The sequence below is a fragment of the Alkalicoccus urumqiensis genome (genome assembly GCF_002993335.1).
Lineage (GTDB): Bacteria > Bacillota > Bacilli > Bacillales > Salisediminibacteriaceae > Alkalicoccus > Alkalicoccus urumqiensis.
Window position 1 is genome coordinate 33,074 of sequence record NZ_PVNS01000012.1, and the last position, 15,251, is coordinate 48,324.

Annotated in this window: 15 protein-coding genes; 6 read left to right on the forward strand and 9 right to left on the reverse strand. The window is 46.8% G+C overall.

Going from position 1 to position 15,251, the window contains the following annotated elements; translation table 11 throughout:
• Positions 1–2: 2 nt before the first annotated feature.
• The 4 genes from C6I21_RS12715 to C6I21_RS12730 all read right to left on the reverse strand — a co-directional run bounded on the left by C6I21_RS12715 (position 3) and on the right by C6I21_RS12730 (position 4,544).
• Positions 3–1,307, reverse strand: coding sequence for a dihydrolipoamide acetyltransferase family protein (locus tag C6I21_RS12715; RefSeq protein ID WP_105959868.1), 1,305 nt, complete (start codon positions 1,305–1,307; stop codon positions 3–5).
• Positions 1,308–1,405: 98 nt separating this feature from the next.
• A complete protein-coding gene (locus C6I21_RS12720; RefSeq protein ID WP_105959869.1) occupies positions 1,406–2,383 on the reverse strand; it encodes an alpha-ketoacid dehydrogenase subunit beta in 978 nt (325 codons plus the stop codon).
• A gap of 3 nt (positions 2,384–2,386) precedes the next feature.
• On the reverse strand, positions 2,387–3,478 hold the full coding sequence (gene pdhA / locus C6I21_RS12725; RefSeq protein ID WP_105959870.1) for a pyruvate dehydrogenase (acetyl-transferring) E1 component subunit alpha: 1,092 nt from the start codon (positions 3,476–3,478) through the stop codon (positions 2,387–2,389).
• Between the two features lie 415 nt (positions 3,479–3,893).
• A complete protein-coding gene (locus tag C6I21_RS12730) occupies positions 3,894–4,544 on the reverse strand; it encodes a YkyA family protein (protein WP_181186241.1) in 651 nt (216 codons plus the stop codon).
• 182 nt (positions 4,545–4,726) lie between these two features.
• Between C6I21_RS12730 and def the strand changes: the two genes are divergently transcribed.
• From def to rnjA, 3 genes are all read left to right on the forward strand, one after another.
• A complete protein-coding gene (gene def, locus C6I21_RS12735; protein ID WP_105959872.1) occupies positions 4,727–5,308 on the forward strand; it encodes a peptide deformylase in 582 nt (193 codons plus the stop codon).
• 344 nt (positions 5,309–5,652) lie between these two features.
• Positions 5,653–5,871 carry a DNA-dependent RNA polymerase subunit epsilon gene (locus C6I21_RS12740; protein ID WP_105959873.1) on the forward strand — a complete coding sequence of 73 codons (219 nt, stop codon included), beginning with the start codon at positions 5,653–5,655 and terminating at the stop codon, positions 5,869–5,871.
• Positions 5,868–7,532: a ribonuclease J1 gene (gene rnjA, locus C6I21_RS12745; RefSeq protein ID WP_105959874.1), complete on the forward strand. Its 1,665-nt coding sequence runs from the start codon at positions 5,868–5,870 to the stop codon at positions 7,530–7,532. The genes C6I21_RS12740 and rnjA overlap by 4 nt, the downstream gene beginning before the upstream one ends.
• Positions 7,533–7,717: 185 nt before the next feature.
• Here rnjA and C6I21_RS12750 read toward each other — a convergent pair whose 3' ends face one another.
• Positions 7,718–8,398, reverse strand: a complete 681-nt coding sequence (locus C6I21_RS12750; protein WP_105959875.1) for a potassium channel family protein — start codon at positions 8,396–8,398, stop codon at positions 7,718–7,720.
• Between the two features lie 148 nt (positions 8,399–8,546).
• On the opposite strand from C6I21_RS12750, the gene C6I21_RS12755 reads away from it, so the two are divergent.
• On the forward strand, positions 8,547–9,395 hold the full coding sequence (locus C6I21_RS12755; protein WP_105959876.1) for a mechanosensitive ion channel family protein: 849 nt from the start codon (positions 8,547–8,549) through the stop codon (positions 9,393–9,395).
• Positions 9,396–9,635: 240 nt separating this feature from the next.
• Here the strand turns inward: C6I21_RS12755 and C6I21_RS12760 are convergent, their stop codons facing one another.
• The 4 genes from C6I21_RS12760 to C6I21_RS12775 all read right to left on the reverse strand — a co-directional run bounded on the left by C6I21_RS12760 (position 9,636) and on the right by C6I21_RS12775 (position 13,744).
• Positions 9,636–10,793: an N-acetyldiaminopimelate deacetylase gene (locus C6I21_RS12760; protein WP_105959877.1), complete on the reverse strand. Its 1,158-nt coding sequence runs from the start codon at positions 10,791–10,793 to the stop codon at positions 9,636–9,638.
• Positions 10,793–11,509, reverse strand: coding sequence for a 2,3,4,5-tetrahydropyridine-2,6-dicarboxylate N-acetyltransferase (gene dapD / locus C6I21_RS12765; RefSeq protein ID WP_105959878.1), 717 nt, complete (start codon positions 11,507–11,509; stop codon positions 10,793–10,795). The genes C6I21_RS12760 and dapD overlap by 1 nt, the downstream gene beginning before the upstream one ends.
• A 74-nt stretch (positions 11,510–11,583) precedes the next feature.
• Complete coding sequence (locus C6I21_RS12770; RefSeq protein WP_105959879.1) at positions 11,584–12,642, reverse strand: HD-GYP domain-containing protein; 1,059 nt, start codon at positions 12,640–12,642, stop codon at positions 11,584–11,586.
• Positions 12,632–13,744 (reverse strand): mechanosensitive ion channel family protein, encoded by a 1,113-nt coding sequence (locus C6I21_RS12775; protein ID WP_105959880.1) that lies wholly within the window; start codon positions 13,742–13,744, stop codon positions 12,632–12,634. The genes C6I21_RS12770 and C6I21_RS12775 overlap by 11 nt, the downstream gene beginning before the upstream one ends.
• A gap of 170 nt (positions 13,745–13,914) precedes the next feature.
• Here C6I21_RS12775 and C6I21_RS12780 point away from each other — a divergent pair, with 170 nt between their 5' ends.
• Together C6I21_RS12780 and C6I21_RS12785 are read left to right on the forward strand one after the other, a co-directional pair.
• The gene (locus C6I21_RS12780; protein WP_105959881.1) at positions 13,915–14,571 is read left to right on the forward strand and encodes a potassium channel family protein; all 657 of its coding nucleotides are present in this window, start codon (positions 13,915–13,917) and stop codon (positions 14,569–14,571) included.
• Between the two features lie 11 nt (positions 14,572–14,582).
• A complete protein-coding gene (locus C6I21_RS12785; RefSeq protein ID WP_181186242.1) occupies positions 14,583–15,245 on the forward strand; it encodes an ATP-binding cassette domain-containing protein in 663 nt (220 codons plus the stop codon).
• Positions 15,246–15,251: the final 6 nt, after the last annotated feature.

The window sequence follows — 15,251 nt, forward strand, 5'->3', positions numbered from 1 at the left end:
TGTTACCCCTCCATTACAAGTAATTGTGGATCGTTAAGCAGACGCTTAATATGGTTCATTGCATACTGAGCAGTCGCACCATCAATGATACGATGATCGAAGCTTAATGACAAGGCAAGAACCGGAGCAACTACGACTTCGCCGTCTTTTACGATTGCTTTTTCAGCGATACGGCCGAGACCGAGAATCGCAACTTCAGGGTGATTGATGACCGGTGTAAACCACTGGCCGCCGGCAGAGCCGATATTGGTGATTGTAATAGAAGCACCTTTCATTTCTTCAGATGCAAGTTTGCCGTCGCGTGCTTTTCCGGCAAGTTCATTAATTTCATCGGAAATCTTGAAGATGGACTTCCGGTCTGTATTTTTCACAACTGGTACGAGCAGTCCTTTTTCTGTATCTGCTGCAATACCGATGTTGTAATAATGCTTGTGGACAATCTCTTCCGACGCGTCATCCAGAGATGTGTTCATCATAGGGAATTCGCGGACGGCGCTTGTCAGTGCTTTTACAACGTATGGAAGATACGTCAGTTTAATACCTTTTTCTTCTGCAACCGGCTTAAACTGCTTGCGGTGATCAACCAGTGCAGACACATCAATCTCATCCATTAATGTTACGTGCGGCGCTGTATGCTTGGAATTAACCATCGCCTTCGAGATCGCCTTGCGCATTCCGGACATCTTCTCGCGTGTTTCCATTTCGCCTTCTGCCGGCTGATAGGAAGGAACAGATGCAGCTTCTTTTCCTGCACTCTCTTCTTTCGCTTCAGATGCAGCAGGTGCACTCTGTTCTCCGGATGCAAATGCATCAATGTCCTCACGGAGAACACGGCCATTTTTCCCGGAGCCCTGTACCTGGCGGATGTTCACGTCTTTTTCGCGGGCATATTTACGTACAGAAGGCATAGCGATGACTCTGGAGCCGTCATCTTCTTTTGCAGCAGGAGCTTCTGTGGATTCGGAATCTTCCTTTTTCGTGTCCGTTTCCTCTGCAGATTCTTCAGCAGCTTCCTCTTCTTTGCTGCTGTCGTCCTCATCTTCGTCTTCATCCTCTTCAGGCGGTACAGCGTCCGTTTCAAACGTAATAATAACTTCGCCCACGGTCGTTACCGTTCCTTCATCGACATGAATTTTCTGTACTTTCCCTTCCACCGGAGATGGAATTTCAACGACAGCCTTGTCATTCTGTACTTCACACAGAATGTCATCTTCCTGAACTTCGTCGCCTTCTTTCACTTCCCATTTTACAATTTCACCCTCGTGAATACCTTCCCCGATATCCGGAAGTTTAAATTCATATGCCATGGATAAGCCTCCATTTCTAAATGTTATTTCTGCGAATCTATTTCGGATGTAAAAATGCGGTTCGAGCCGTCCGAGTCATACTGGGACGGCCCGAGCCATTAAAATTCGATAATTTCTTTCGCTTTCGCGGCAACGTCTTTTTCATTCGGAAGCCACGTATCCTCAGCAGCTGCAAATGGGAATACCGTATCAGCTGCTGTTACCCGTCCTACCGGCGCTTCCAGAGAAAGGATGGCGCGGTCATTGATTTCTGCAACAACGTTAGCAGCAATTCCGGCCTGTTTCTGTGCTTCCTGAACGACCATTGCACGATTAGTCTTTTTCACAGATTCAATGATTGTTTCAATGTCAATCGGGCTGACAGTGCGGAGATCGATAATTTCCGCAGAAATTCCGTCTTTCTCCAGCTTTTCCGCAGCTTTTAGAGAAGTCTGCACCATAGCACCGTAGGAGACAATCGTGATATCTGTACCTTCCCGTTTCACATCCGCTTTTCCAAGAGGAATCGTGTATTCTTCTTCCGGCACTTCTTCACGGAAAGAGCGGTAAAGCTTCATGTGCTCCAGATAAACAACCGGATCATTGTCGCGGATCGCGGAGATAAGCAGTCCCTTTGCATCGTAAGGATTGGAAGGAATAACTACTTTCAGACCGGGAGTCTGTGCCATGAGACCTTCCAGACTGTCAGCGTGCATTTCAGGTGTTTTAACACCTCCGCCAAACGGGGAACGGATCGTTACCGGTGCGTTGTAGACACCTCCGGAACGGTAGTGCAGGCGGGCCATCTGACCGGCAATGCTGTCGAACGCTTCGAATACAAAGCCGAAGAACTGAAGCTCCATTACAGAACGGTAGCCTGTCAGGCTCAATCCGTGGGCGAGTCCGCCGATTCCGGATTCCGCAAGCGGCGTATCGAAGACACGGTCTTCACCAAACTCTTTCTGCAGTCCGTCAGTGGCACGGAATACGCCGCCGTTCTGACCGACATCTTCTCCGTAGACAAGTACTTTTTCATCGTTTTTCAGCTCATTACGCATAGCATCGGTAATGGCCTGAATCATCGTCATCTGCGCCATAGCTTACTTCGACTCCTTCTTCTCAAATTGTTCGCGCTGTTCTTTCAGCGATTCCGGCTGAGCATCGGAATACGTGATATCGATAAGATCTGTAACTTTTTGTTTAGGCGCGCTGTCCGCTTCTTTAATCGCGGCTTTTACGTCTTCCTTCGCCTGCTCAACGATTTTGTCTTCTTCCTCTTCAGACCAGATTTTTTTGCTTTCAAGGAATTTGCGGAAACGGACAAGCGGATCTTTCTTTTCCCACTCATCATCTTCATCCGACGTTCTGTAACGCGTTGGATCATCTCCGGCCATCGTATGTGGACCATAGCGGTACGTGAGAAGTTCAAGAAGTGTTGGGCCGTTGCCTTCAATACCGCGGTCGCGGGCATCCTTCGTTGCTGCATAAACAGCAAGAATGTCCATCCCGTCCACCTGCTGACCGTGAATACCGGCAGCTACAGCTTTCTGGGCAATTGTTTTAGCAGCTGACTGCTTTTCCACCGGTACAGAAATAGCAAACCGGTTGTTCTGTACAACAAAAACGGCTGGAAGGTTATAGGCACCGGCAAAATTCATACCTTCATAGAAATCACCCTGTGATGCACCGCCGTCACCAGTGTAAGTAATAGCAATCTGCTTTTCGCCATCTTTCTGAAGACCCATTGCAACACCGGCAGTCTGTGTAATCTGTGCACCAATAATGATTTGAGGCATCATGACACGAACACCTTCAGGCATCTGTCCACCCTGGAAGTGGCCGCGGGACCATAGAAATGCCTGGTGGAGCGGTAGTCCGTGATAGTAAATCTGTGGAATGTCACGGTAGCCCGGAAGGATCCAGTCCTTTTTGTCCAGTGCATACTGGGAACCAATCATAGATGCTTCCTGACCGGCAACCGGTGCGTAGAAGCCTAGACGTCCCTGACGGTTTAAGGAAATCGCGCGTTGATCCCAGATACGTGTGTATACCATGCGTGTCATCATTTCTTTCAATTGCTCATCGGAAAGGTCCGGCATTGCATCTTTATTTACGACCTTCCCTTTCTCATCAAGTATTTGAAACATTTCAAATTGATCTTCGACCTGCTGGAGCTCTTTCGTTTTCTCCATGAGAATCTTCACCTCATTTTTAAATTCGGTTCCGGAAGCAGAAGCTTCCTCCCCGTCTTCTGTAGTAAGTTCAAATCAAAAAAGAGTAATACAACCCGTTGATTACGTTACCTAGTTTACACGAATTTTTTTCGTTAAGTCAACGCTTTTGACTAGTAATTCAACAAATAAACCGAAAAATTATTGTTTACTTATTCACATTCCATTTCCCGGCTGTATCAATACTGGAGGATAGGCTGTTATACTGCTGACGTTCCTGAACACGGAACCCTTTTCCGCTATACCCTTTTTGCTGCTCCTCTATACATATCTGACTTAAGGAATTTATCCGCGGGCTTGTATTTCCTATCTCCTCCTCAGAGAAACTGCATAATAAAAAAGCGGCCCCCTGAAAAATCAGGACACCGCTTTTGTATTATTCCTCTTCACTCACAGCTACATTCAATTCTGCTTCCTCATAAAACGAAAGTTTTTCCTGATTGAATGTTTCTGTAGCTTCGTTAAACGTTTCGTTGGCGTTTTCTACTTCATCATAGGAGGCATTTACTGCTTCATGCTGTGCCTGAAGTTCTTCTACTTCTACTTCCTCATCAGCAACCATCTGATACAGGCGCTGATCCTCATCGATTGATGCAATATACTGTTCATATAATGTTTCATACGCGCTGAAGCGCTCATCCATCGCATTCTGGACACTTTCTGCAGAACTCTGCAGCTCTTCATCCAGTTCAGCAACAGCATCCTCTGCCTCCTGGAACTGCTCATAGGAGGACTGGATAATTTCTCTTTCCTGATCCATTAATGAACGCCGCTCCTCCGCAGAAGATACAGCCTCCTCCGAAAGGGGTGCAATGTCCTCCACCTCCGAAATCTCAAGCATTTCGTTATAAAGCTCGGTCTCCTGTGTTTCCTGTTCACTGAGCGGCTGCTGAACTTCTTCTGCGTCCTGTTCTGCAGCTACCGCTTCTTCCCATTCATCAAAAACGTTCTGCGCTGCATTTTCACCGCTGCAGCCGGCGAGCAGCGTGACGAACAATCCGCCCGCTAAAATATGTAAACTTTTCAAGTTAAGCCCTCCTATGTTTAATTTACTCCTAAACAAAAGTATCGCAATTTCCTCTTGTTTACAAGTCTTATTTCCCCCCTCATGAAAACAACATCGGACATTCACCCGAAAAACTTCCTCCTCGAAAACAGGCGTTTCATGTTATATTATCTTAGGTATATAGTTTAAAAGGAGCGATTGTGATGATTACAATGAACGATATAATACGGGAAGGCCATCCCGGTCTCCGGACACCCGCTGAAACTGTGCCGGTCCCATTAACAGAATCCCATAAAGAACTGGCCGAGAAAATGATAGAGTTTCTGCGTAACGGCCAGGATCCTGAAGCTGCAGAAAAATATGATCTCCGCCCGGGTGTCGGCCTCGCCGCCCCTCAGCTGAATGAAGCACTGAAAATTATCGCTGTAAGAACGATGGATGATAACGGAGAGCCGGAAGAACACATTTTGATCAATCCGGAAATCGTAAGTCATTCCCGGAACACGGCGTATCTGGAATCCGGAGAAGGCTGCTTATCGGTGGATCGTCCGGTCGAAGGCATCGTACCGAGGTACTCCCGGATAAAAGTCGATGCATATGACCTGAATGGTGAAAAAAAGCGGCTCCGCTTCAGAGGTTATGAAGCGATCGTTGTACAGCATGAGATTGATCACCTTCATGGAATTATGTTCTATGACCGCATTGAAGAATTCAACGATAAACTGAAACAGCCTCTTCCTCCTCACGCTGTTATTGCAAGAAGCGATGCAGAGACCGTTATTTAAATAGATTATTGGCGCTGAGAACGTTTCTTCCTTTTATGAAGAAGCGTTTTTATTTTACGCGGATACAGGTATATTTCCATTTTCAAAAGTCTTTTACAGCCCTTTAGCAGAAGGAAGCAGGGAGGTCAACCTTGAATTGCGGCGGCGGAAGGTTTAAAATATGGAAAAGGTGGAGAGAACGGATTTCAGAAAATATAACTGCAGGCCTCGGCAGTCAGCCGGAAGCACAGCACTATGTCTGTGTAGCTGTCGAATTTAACTTCCCGTTGTTGTATGTCTGAAAGCAAAACGGACTTTACAGCCTAATACCAGTATGTTCATTTTATAGAAAAGGAGATTATCGAATGATTTTTAAAGTATTTTATCAGGAAACGTTATCGGAAGTACCTGTGCGTGAACGCACGGATTCTATGTATGTGGAAGCAGAAACGGAAGAAGAGGTCCGAAAAGGATTAAAAGAGCGCAGCTACAATATTGAGTATGTGACCCCGCTGTCAGATGCTGCTCTGGCCTATGAAAAAGAAACCAATGACGATTTTGAAGTGGAGAGTCTGGATCAATGAAAGTGAAAAACCATCAGGTAGCTGTTTTTTCCCTCGGGGGTCTTGGGGAAATCGGCAAAAATATGTATGCAGTTCAGTTTCAGGATGAAATTATCGTTATTGATTCCGGCATTAAGTTTCCAGAAGATGACCTTCTCGGCATCGATTATGTTATCCCGGATTACACGTACCTTGTGCGCAATGAAGACAAAATTAAAGGTGTGTTTATCACGCACGGGCACGAAGACCATATAGGAAGCGTGCCCTACCTGCTTAAATCGATCAACGTACCGATTTATGCCGGTAAGCTGGCGCTGGCTTTAATCCGGAACAAATTAGAGGAGCACGGACTGCTCCGCACAGCAAAGCTTCACGAAATTAATGAAGATTCTGTGATCAAATTTCAAAAGACATCCGTTTCCTTTTTCCACACTACACACAGTATTCCCGACTCATACGGGGTAGTGGTGAAAACGCCGTCAGGAAATATTGTACAGACAGGTGACTTCAAATTTGACTTCACCCCAGTAGGCACACCGGCCAACTTGTCGAAAATGGCAAAAATCGGGGAAGAAGGCGTTCTCTGTCTGCTTTCTGACAGTACCAATGCGGAAGTTCCCGGTTTTACTATGTCCGAGCGGAAAGTCGGGGAGAGTATTGAATCTATTTTCCGCAAAGTAGACGGCAGAATTATCTTTGCCACATTTGCATCAAACATCTACCGCCTGCAGCAGGCCGTGGAATCTGCTGTTAAATACCGCCGGAAAGTCGCGGTTTTCGGAAGGAGTATGGAGTCTTCCATTTCCATCGGAAGAGAGCTTGGCTACATTAAAGCTCCGGACAGCACGTTTATCGATGCCAATCAGCTGAACAAGCTTCCTGCGGACCAGGTACTGATTCTCTGTACCGGCAGTCAGGGCGAGCCGATGGCAGCTCTTTCCCGGATCGCACACGGCACACACCGCCAGATCCAAATTATTCCCGGGGATACCGTCGTTTTCTCTTCCTCACCCATTCCCGGAAACACACAGAGTGTCAGCAAAATTATCAACCAGCTTTTCCGTGCCGGTGCTGAAGTGATTCACGGATCATTAAATGATATTCACACTTCGGGACACGGAAGCCAGGAAGAACAGAAGCTGATGCTCCGGCTGATGAAACCGAAATATTTCATGCCGATTCACGGGGAATACAGGATGCTGAAGATGCATGCTGATATGGCGCAGGACTGCGGCGTTCCCGAAGAGAACTGCTTCGTTATGGATATCGGAGATGTTCTGGCGATGGATAAAGAGGAAGCTGCTCCAGCCGGGAAAATTCCTGCCGGTTCAGTTTACGTGGATGGCAGCGGCATCGGCGATATCGGAAACATCGTGCTTAGAGACCGCCGGATTCTATCCGAGGAAGGCCTCGTTGTCGTAGTCGTCAGTCTGAACATGAAAGATTTCAAAGTTGCTTCCGGTCCGGATATTATTTCACGCGGTTTCGTCTACATGAGGGAATCCGGAGATCTGATCCACGAAGCACAGCGGAAACTTCATGGTCACCTGCAGAACATGATGGGTAACAAAACGACGCAGTGGTCAGAAATTAAAAATTCGATTTCCGATACACTCGGACCGTTCCTCTATGAACGGACGAAGCGGAAGCCGATGATCCTGCCGATCATTATGGAAGTGTAATATTAATAAAAGAAGCAGGATCAGCTCCTGCTTCCTCCTACAGCTCTCACTTTACATGTGAGGGCTGTTTTTTACGGTTTAACACTCTTCATCTGATGCCGCAGATATCCTGTAAGAGTCACTTCGACATGCAAAAGATGTTAAAGATCTGCATGCAGAGCTGTGAGAGTTCATGCATGTAACGATTACATCGTTCCTGCATCGTCATCATCAAACAGCGCCTGCTCCATGCGGGTTATGTCTTTATCTGCTCCGATAACGATCAGAATATCTCCTTTTTTGATGTTCTGATCCGGAGCCGGAGATACATCAATATACTCCTCCCGCTTGACCGCCATGATATTGCAGCCGAATTTGGCCCGGATATCCAGATCGATAAGCGATCTTCCATCCACGCGCTGCCCTGCCATTAATTCGACAATGCTGTATTCATCGGAAAGCTCCAGATAGTCGAGCACGTTTTTGGAAACTATATTGTGCGCAATGCGGATACCCATATCTCTTTCCGGGTGAACTACTTTATGGGCGCCGATTTTCAGCAGCACCTTTTCATGGTAATCATTCTGCGCTTTCACCGTAATATGCGGAAGTCCCAGTTCTACCAGCATCAGTGTTGTAAGTATGCTGGACTGAATATTATCGCCGATGGCAACGATCACGTGATCAAAATTACGGATTCCGAGGCTTCTCAGCGTGTTTTCGTCCGTTGTATCCGCCATGACAGCGTGCGTCGCTACAGAGGCATATTCATTAACTTTATCTTCATTGATATCGATCGCCAGAACTTCCATTCCCTGATCGTTTAATTCTTTACATATACTGCCGCCGAAACGGCCGAGTCCAATGACAGCAAATTGTTTTTTCATAATGTCGGTTAAAGAACCTGCCTCCTCTCTCTTTCATTATCATACATTTGCCCGGAGATGGTTTCAATCAGTAAATTCACGTTTGCTCCCACGGCCCTGTATGGTACACTCATAGTTGTGAATTCATCCTAAGGAGGTAGCATACAACATGCCAGAATGGTTTGAAGCAATCAACTGGGCTGCAATTGGCACAAAAGCAGTAACGGTCACAGCTCAGCTGGTAGGAATTCTTATTGTCTTTTTTATTGTCCGCGCTGTCGGACGACGATTTATTTCTTCGGGATTTACAAAAATGAGTGCACAGCGAAACATTTCCCCCGGACGTACGAAAACGCTGGAGAAGCTTGCCAGCAGTGTTTTCTCCTATATCCTGATTTTTATCGTCATTACGCTGATTGTCGGCGTGTTTGAATATGACGTTACGGCGCTGATTGCCGGTGCTGGTATCGTCGGTCTTGCCATCGGTTTCGGTGCCCAGGGGCTCGTCAGTGATATCGTGACAGGGTTTTTCATTCTCCTGGAGAAACAGATTGATGTGGACGAATATGTCACACTCGCCGGCCTCGACGGCGTCGTGGAGGAAGTCGGTCTACGCACAACAAAACTGCGTGGATTTGACGGCACTGTTCATTATATCCCGAACCGCGAAATTGGCAGCCTGAGCAATCATTCCCGATCCAACATGCGTGCTCTCGTCGATATTGGCATCTCCTACGATGATAATATTGATGAAGCTGCAAAAGTGATGCAGGAAGCCTGCGACAAGGTGAAAGCAGAACTCGGAGATACGATTACGGAAGGTCCGGATGTGCTGGGTGTTCAGACGCTCGGAGACAGCGAAGTCGTTCTTCGTGTGCTTGCCAAAACGGCCAATATGGAGCAGTGGGGGGTAGAGCGTCTTCTGCGTAAAGAGATTAAAGAAGCGTTCGACCGCAATGGTATTGAAATCCCTTTCCCTCATCAAGTAAATATGTATAAGGGAGAGCAGCACGGATAAATTCTGCCTCATGGAAAACGAGACAGAAACCTGTTTAACAAAATCAACTTCACCGCGTCCGGCAGCTGCCGCCGCTGGTAAAATCAAACCGGCTGACCGCTCTCAGAGCGGTCAGCCGGTTTTACGTATATCCTTTTCATCCGCGGTATTATCGTTAAATGCATACACTGCTGCAGACGTAGAAGAGCCGGACAGCAGAAGTGCTTCCTCCCGATTACCGCTCTTCTTATTCCAAAGCCATTAGTTATTCTGCTCGACGGAGGCATCTCTGCTGGACAGCCATTCCACAAGCCATTCCACTCCGGGAGCGAGCGCCTGCTCCTCCGGTTTTAATGTGGAGGAATGAAGTCCGGACGCGCTGTCTACACCCAGCCAGAACATGAGACCTGGTATCTCTTCAAGAAAATAACCAAAGTCCTCACCGGTCATCGCTTTTGAACTTTCTTCAAAGGCAATGACGTTCGACTCCACTGCCGCTGACTTAAACGATTCAAATAACGTTTCATCATTATATACCTGACAGTAGGAGGAACCGTAATCAACGCTCGTGCTGCAGCGGAAAGAAGCTTCGATCCCGCGGAGCATTCCCTCGATCCGTTCTTTTACCTCCTGCATTGCTTCCACAGAGAGCGTCCGGATCGTTCCTTCCACCCGCGCTTTCTCTGCAATGATATTCTGCTTCGTGCCGGATTCCATCTTCCCGATCGTAACGACGGCGGAATCAAGCGGTGACACATTCCGTGAGACGATCGTCTGAAGCTGAGTAATAAAATGTGCGGCAGCCACAGTCATATCCTCTGCTGTATGTGGAAAGGCAGCGTGACCGCCCCGGCCGTGAAAGTCGATAAACAGTTCACTCGTATTCGCGAAAAGAATACCCGGATTCGCTGCACACGTTCCGACTGGATAATCTGGTGCGATATGGAGTGCATAGATTTCATCCGGCCGGTATTTCTGAAACAGTTCCGACTGCATCATAGGCAGAGCGCCACCAGGGCCCTCTTCAGCCGGCTGAAATAAAAACAACATATTGTTTACCGGTCTTTGATCCGCAAAATATTCCACAAGCGACGAGCCGATCGTCATATGAAAATCATGGCCGCAGGCATGCATCATGCCTTCGTGCTGAGAAGAGAAGGAATAGCCGGTTTCTTCTGTAATAGGCAGACCATCCATATCCGCGCGCCATGCAATGGTCCTGTCCGGCTTCGTTCCTTCGATAAAAACAAATATACCTGTTTTCCATGTATGGATATGCACGTGCGGTGCATCAACCTCATAAAAAATATCCAGCAGATACTTCTGTGTCTTAAACTCCTGAAATCCTGCCTCCGGAATTTGATGAAGCGCCCGGCGGCGGGCCGCCAGGCGCTCTTCATCCCAAATATACTCTGTCATTATTTCTTCAGCTTTCTAAGTTCCTGTTTAATTTCTGTCTTTCCCTTCGTCTGGTCATCAATTTCTTTGATGACTCTCGCAGGTGTACCTGCAACCACGGTGTTTGGCGCAACATCTTCGGTTACGATGGCTCCTGCTGCCACAACAGATCCTTCACCAACGGTTACACCTTCCAGGATGACGGCGTTAGCACCGACTACGACTCCATCTTCAATCGTTACAGGCTTTGCAGAAGGCGGCTCAATGACACCGGCCAGCACAGCTCCTGCACCAATGTGACAGTTTTTGCCAACCGTAGCTCTTCCTCCGAGAACAGCATTCATATCAATCATTGTTCCTTCGCCAACTACCGAACCGATGTTAATGGAAGCACCCATCATAATAACAGCAGAATCGCCGATTTCCACCTGTTCACGGATCAGAGCGCCCGGTTCAATCCGTGCGTGAATGTTTTTCATGTCCAGAAGCGGAATGGCAGAATTTCGACGATCGTTCTCAATAACAAAGTCGTCAATCCGGCTTTCATTCTGTTTCAGTACTTCCTGAATATCCGCCCATTCACCGAAGAGAACACCTGTCTCTCCCTGAATAAAAGATTTTGTGGAGCTGCCGAAGTCAATACCGTCAAGCTTCCCTTTAATATGTACTTTTACCGGAGTGGATTTTTCCGCATCCGAGATATACTGAATAATTTCATTTGCATCCATTTGTTTCATGAGTATAAGCCTCCTTAAATTATCTTTCCGTCTCCTATCATAATTCAACCGCTCATTTCATGCAACCGGAGCGGTCATTCGTACACTTTTGTAATAAATACGGTCGGATTTGCAGCGAGGTCAATTTCTTCATAAAGGAATGATTCTCCATCCCGTTCGTAGGTTCTAACTACAGGACGCTGCGGTAGTCCTTTATGCTGGCCGGTGACAACGGCCGTCCTGTTATTGGAGAGTTTCACCTGGGTGCCATTTGGATAAAAAGCGACAGCACGGAGAAATTTCCATACTACGTTGTGGTCGTACCATTCTCCCGTTCTGCTCATGATATACTCTGCAGCTTCGTGCGGAAACAACTGCCGGTCCTCCCCCTCTTCTCCTTCCGACGTGAGGCGGTCATAATCGTTCGTAACAGCTACAATCTTAGCAAGAAAATGGATATCCTCTTCACTCATACCGCGGGGTGCTCCTGTTCCGTCCAGATGTTCGTGATGAGCAAGCGCAATATGAGCGGAGAGTGTACTTATTTCCGAAGATTTCCGGAGAAGGTTAAACCCTTTCCAGGAATGATGCTTTAATTCCTCCTCGTTTCCTGCATATCCCTGCGGAAGTTCTCTCACAGGAATAGGACCCGCGTATTTGCCGGCATCATGAAGAAGTGCTCCGACAGCCAGTTCTTCCAGACGGCTTCGGTTCATTCCCATCTGAATGCCGATCATCGAGGACATCAGACAGACCTGCAGCAGATGAATAAACAGGGCATTACTCTGCGTACGTATATCGGTTACAGCGATTAATACGTCTTTATTTTCCATTAACTCGTCCAGAAGTGTCGTGACCGTCTCCTGTACATTTTTTGTGTTCACCGGCTTATCCTGCTGAATATACTGGATGGATTCCGAGAGCGTCTGGACCGCTCTCCGCTTTGTCGTTTCAGAAATAACTTCTTCGTGGTCAATATCAGGAAAGCGGTCGTCCTCAATAAACAGAGAATGAACGCCCATCATTCTCAGTTTCGTTAACAGCCCGACGGTTAATACGACGCCTTTATGAAGAAGGATCCTTCCGTCGTCAGCCAGTATGTTTTTACCAAGTTTTTCACCCTGATTCACATTATCCAGTGATTTATAGCGCATGATCCTCCCCCTTTTTCTCGTCGTGAATATAGAGTTTCTGCGTCGGGAAAGCCACCGAAACGCCTTCCGATTCAAGAATATCCAGTACAGCGTAATTAATTTCCTGCTTAATATTTAAATGATCGACCCAGCCCGTCGGACGAGTAAAGAAATAAAGAAATAAGTCGAGGCTGCTCTCGTTAAATGTCGTAAAACGGACGATAATTAATTCATCATCAATATCCTCCCGCTGTCTAAGCTCTGCTTCAATACGCTCCACGCACCGTCTTATTTTCGGAGCCGGCGTTTGATATTCCACGCCCAATGAAAAGCTGATCTGTCTTTTTCCCATTTTCGTCCAGTTTTCAATCGGTTCATTGGATAACGTGGAGTTCGGCACAACGACGAGCGAATCTTCAAATGTCCGAACACTCGTACTCCGGAACGAAATATCTTCGACGAAACCTTCTACGGATGGCGTTTTTATCCAGTCTCCCAGTGTAAACGGCTTCTCCGTAATGATAACGACACCGCCAAAGAAGTTACCGAGCGTCTGCTGGGCAGCAAGCGCAAATGCAAGACCGCCGAGCCCCAGACCTGCTACAAACCCCTGTACGTTATATTCCCACTCTGAGGCGATAATACTGAGACCCATTACAACGATAGCAAAACGGATGAGTTTTGACAGAAACGGGAGAAGAATCTGGTCAAATTCTACATTAAATCTCCTGCCGATCTGCGTGAATACTGACGAACTGGAGGCAGAAAGATTGAACAGACCCCAGAATATATGGAAAATAAGTATCGTCCGGAAGATGCGCACAAACAGAGCCTCATACGTATCATCAAACGGTACGTAAACGAAGGCAACAAACAACCCGATAAATACGAGAAACGAGCGCATCGGTCTTTCAAATGCCAGCAGCACATTCGTTAATGTATCAACGGAAACTTTTCTTGAAAAAAAGAGAATCGCTTTAAAAATATAGGTTGTAAATAACTTACGAAAAAGAAGAAAAAGCAGGAATATACCGATGGCCGTCAGTATCTGCTGCCACGTAAATGCTCTCTGTACTTCCTCTACAATATCCGGAACTGCCGGAACCTGAGTATTAGATAACATGTATTCCCACCTTCACTTTATCTGCCAGTTTCTACTTTCGTAATCATGCTTCACACCGGGACTTGTGCCTGGTTCTTCCCTGTTTAGTCTACCTTGAAACAACTGGAGTGTAAATGCTATACTTTTGCGGATACACGTATTGAAATTCCGGATGAAAGTAGGGAACCTCGGTGAAAAAACAATTTGCGATTATCGGGCTCGGCCGTTTCGGATCCAGCATATGTAAAGAGCTGTACCATATGGGTCATGAAGTTTTTGCTATTGATACAGACCCCAAAAAGCTGGAAGCTGTGAGCGAGTTTGCTGACCACACCTTTGAAGGGGACGGCACGGATGAGAATCTGCTTCAAAATGTCGGGATCCGTAATTTTGACCATGTCATCGTGGCCATTGGAGATGACATTCAGGCTAGCATATTAACTACGCTTCACATTAAAGATCACGAAGTTCCGAATATCTGGGTGAAAGCACAGAACGATTATCATCATAAAGTGTTGGAAAAAATTGGGGCCGATCGGATTTTCCACCCCGAAAAAGAAATGGGAAGCCGGATAGCCGCTTATTTAACTTCTGATACAGTGCTTGATTATATAGACCTTTCAGCTGATTACAGCATCATTGAAATGCTTGCTACATCAAAAATTGCCGGCAAATCACTCGTCGACCTCGATTCACGGAGGCGGTACGGCTGTACAATTATCGCTATCAAAGAACAGGGAAAAGTAAATGTTACCCCGGACCCGGAGAAGCCGGTGGAGAAAGATAACGTGCTCATCATGATCGGAGACAAACGGGACCTCCGCCGTTTCCGTGATGCAGAGCTCTAAGGAGGATGGTTATGACACTGGCTGTGGAATGGAAAGCTGTGACGAAAAAAATGAAACAGGACAATGAATGGCGGACACTTTTTAAAGAGGCGGACTGGAAGGTAGAAGAAAAGCATGTTCATCACCTTTCCGGCGGGAATGCTGTGCAGCGGTCTGAAGCGCTCAGAATGACCGGAGCTTTGATCCCATGCAGCAGAGGAGAAATTCTTATCTGGCAGCAGGATCCCGACTTGATTTCCAACCGGAAAAACTTCCGTAGTAAAACGATCGGCTATGTCAATCAGGAAGGCAGTCTCGTACCTGAATGGTCGATCTACCAGGCAGCCGCAGGTGCCGATCCAGATGCCAATAAAATCGAAGAGGTTAATACGCTCCTTGATCATTTCCGTTTCACACTCTCTGAACGGCAGACAGCTATGGAAGACCTTTCACCTGCCGCGGAATGGAAGGCTTCCCTTGTCATCACGCTTCTTAACGATCCGCCGCTTATCCTATTAGATGATGCGGGATTTCCTTTTCCAGATGAAGAAAAGAAGGAAGTTTATGATATACTTTGCGAGTACATCCGCAGGAAAGAGAAAACGTTGATTGCTGCCTCAGATGATACGTACTGGGAAATGAAAGCAGATAAATTATGGATGATTGACGAACAATCGATCATTTCCAACCAGTAGTGCATC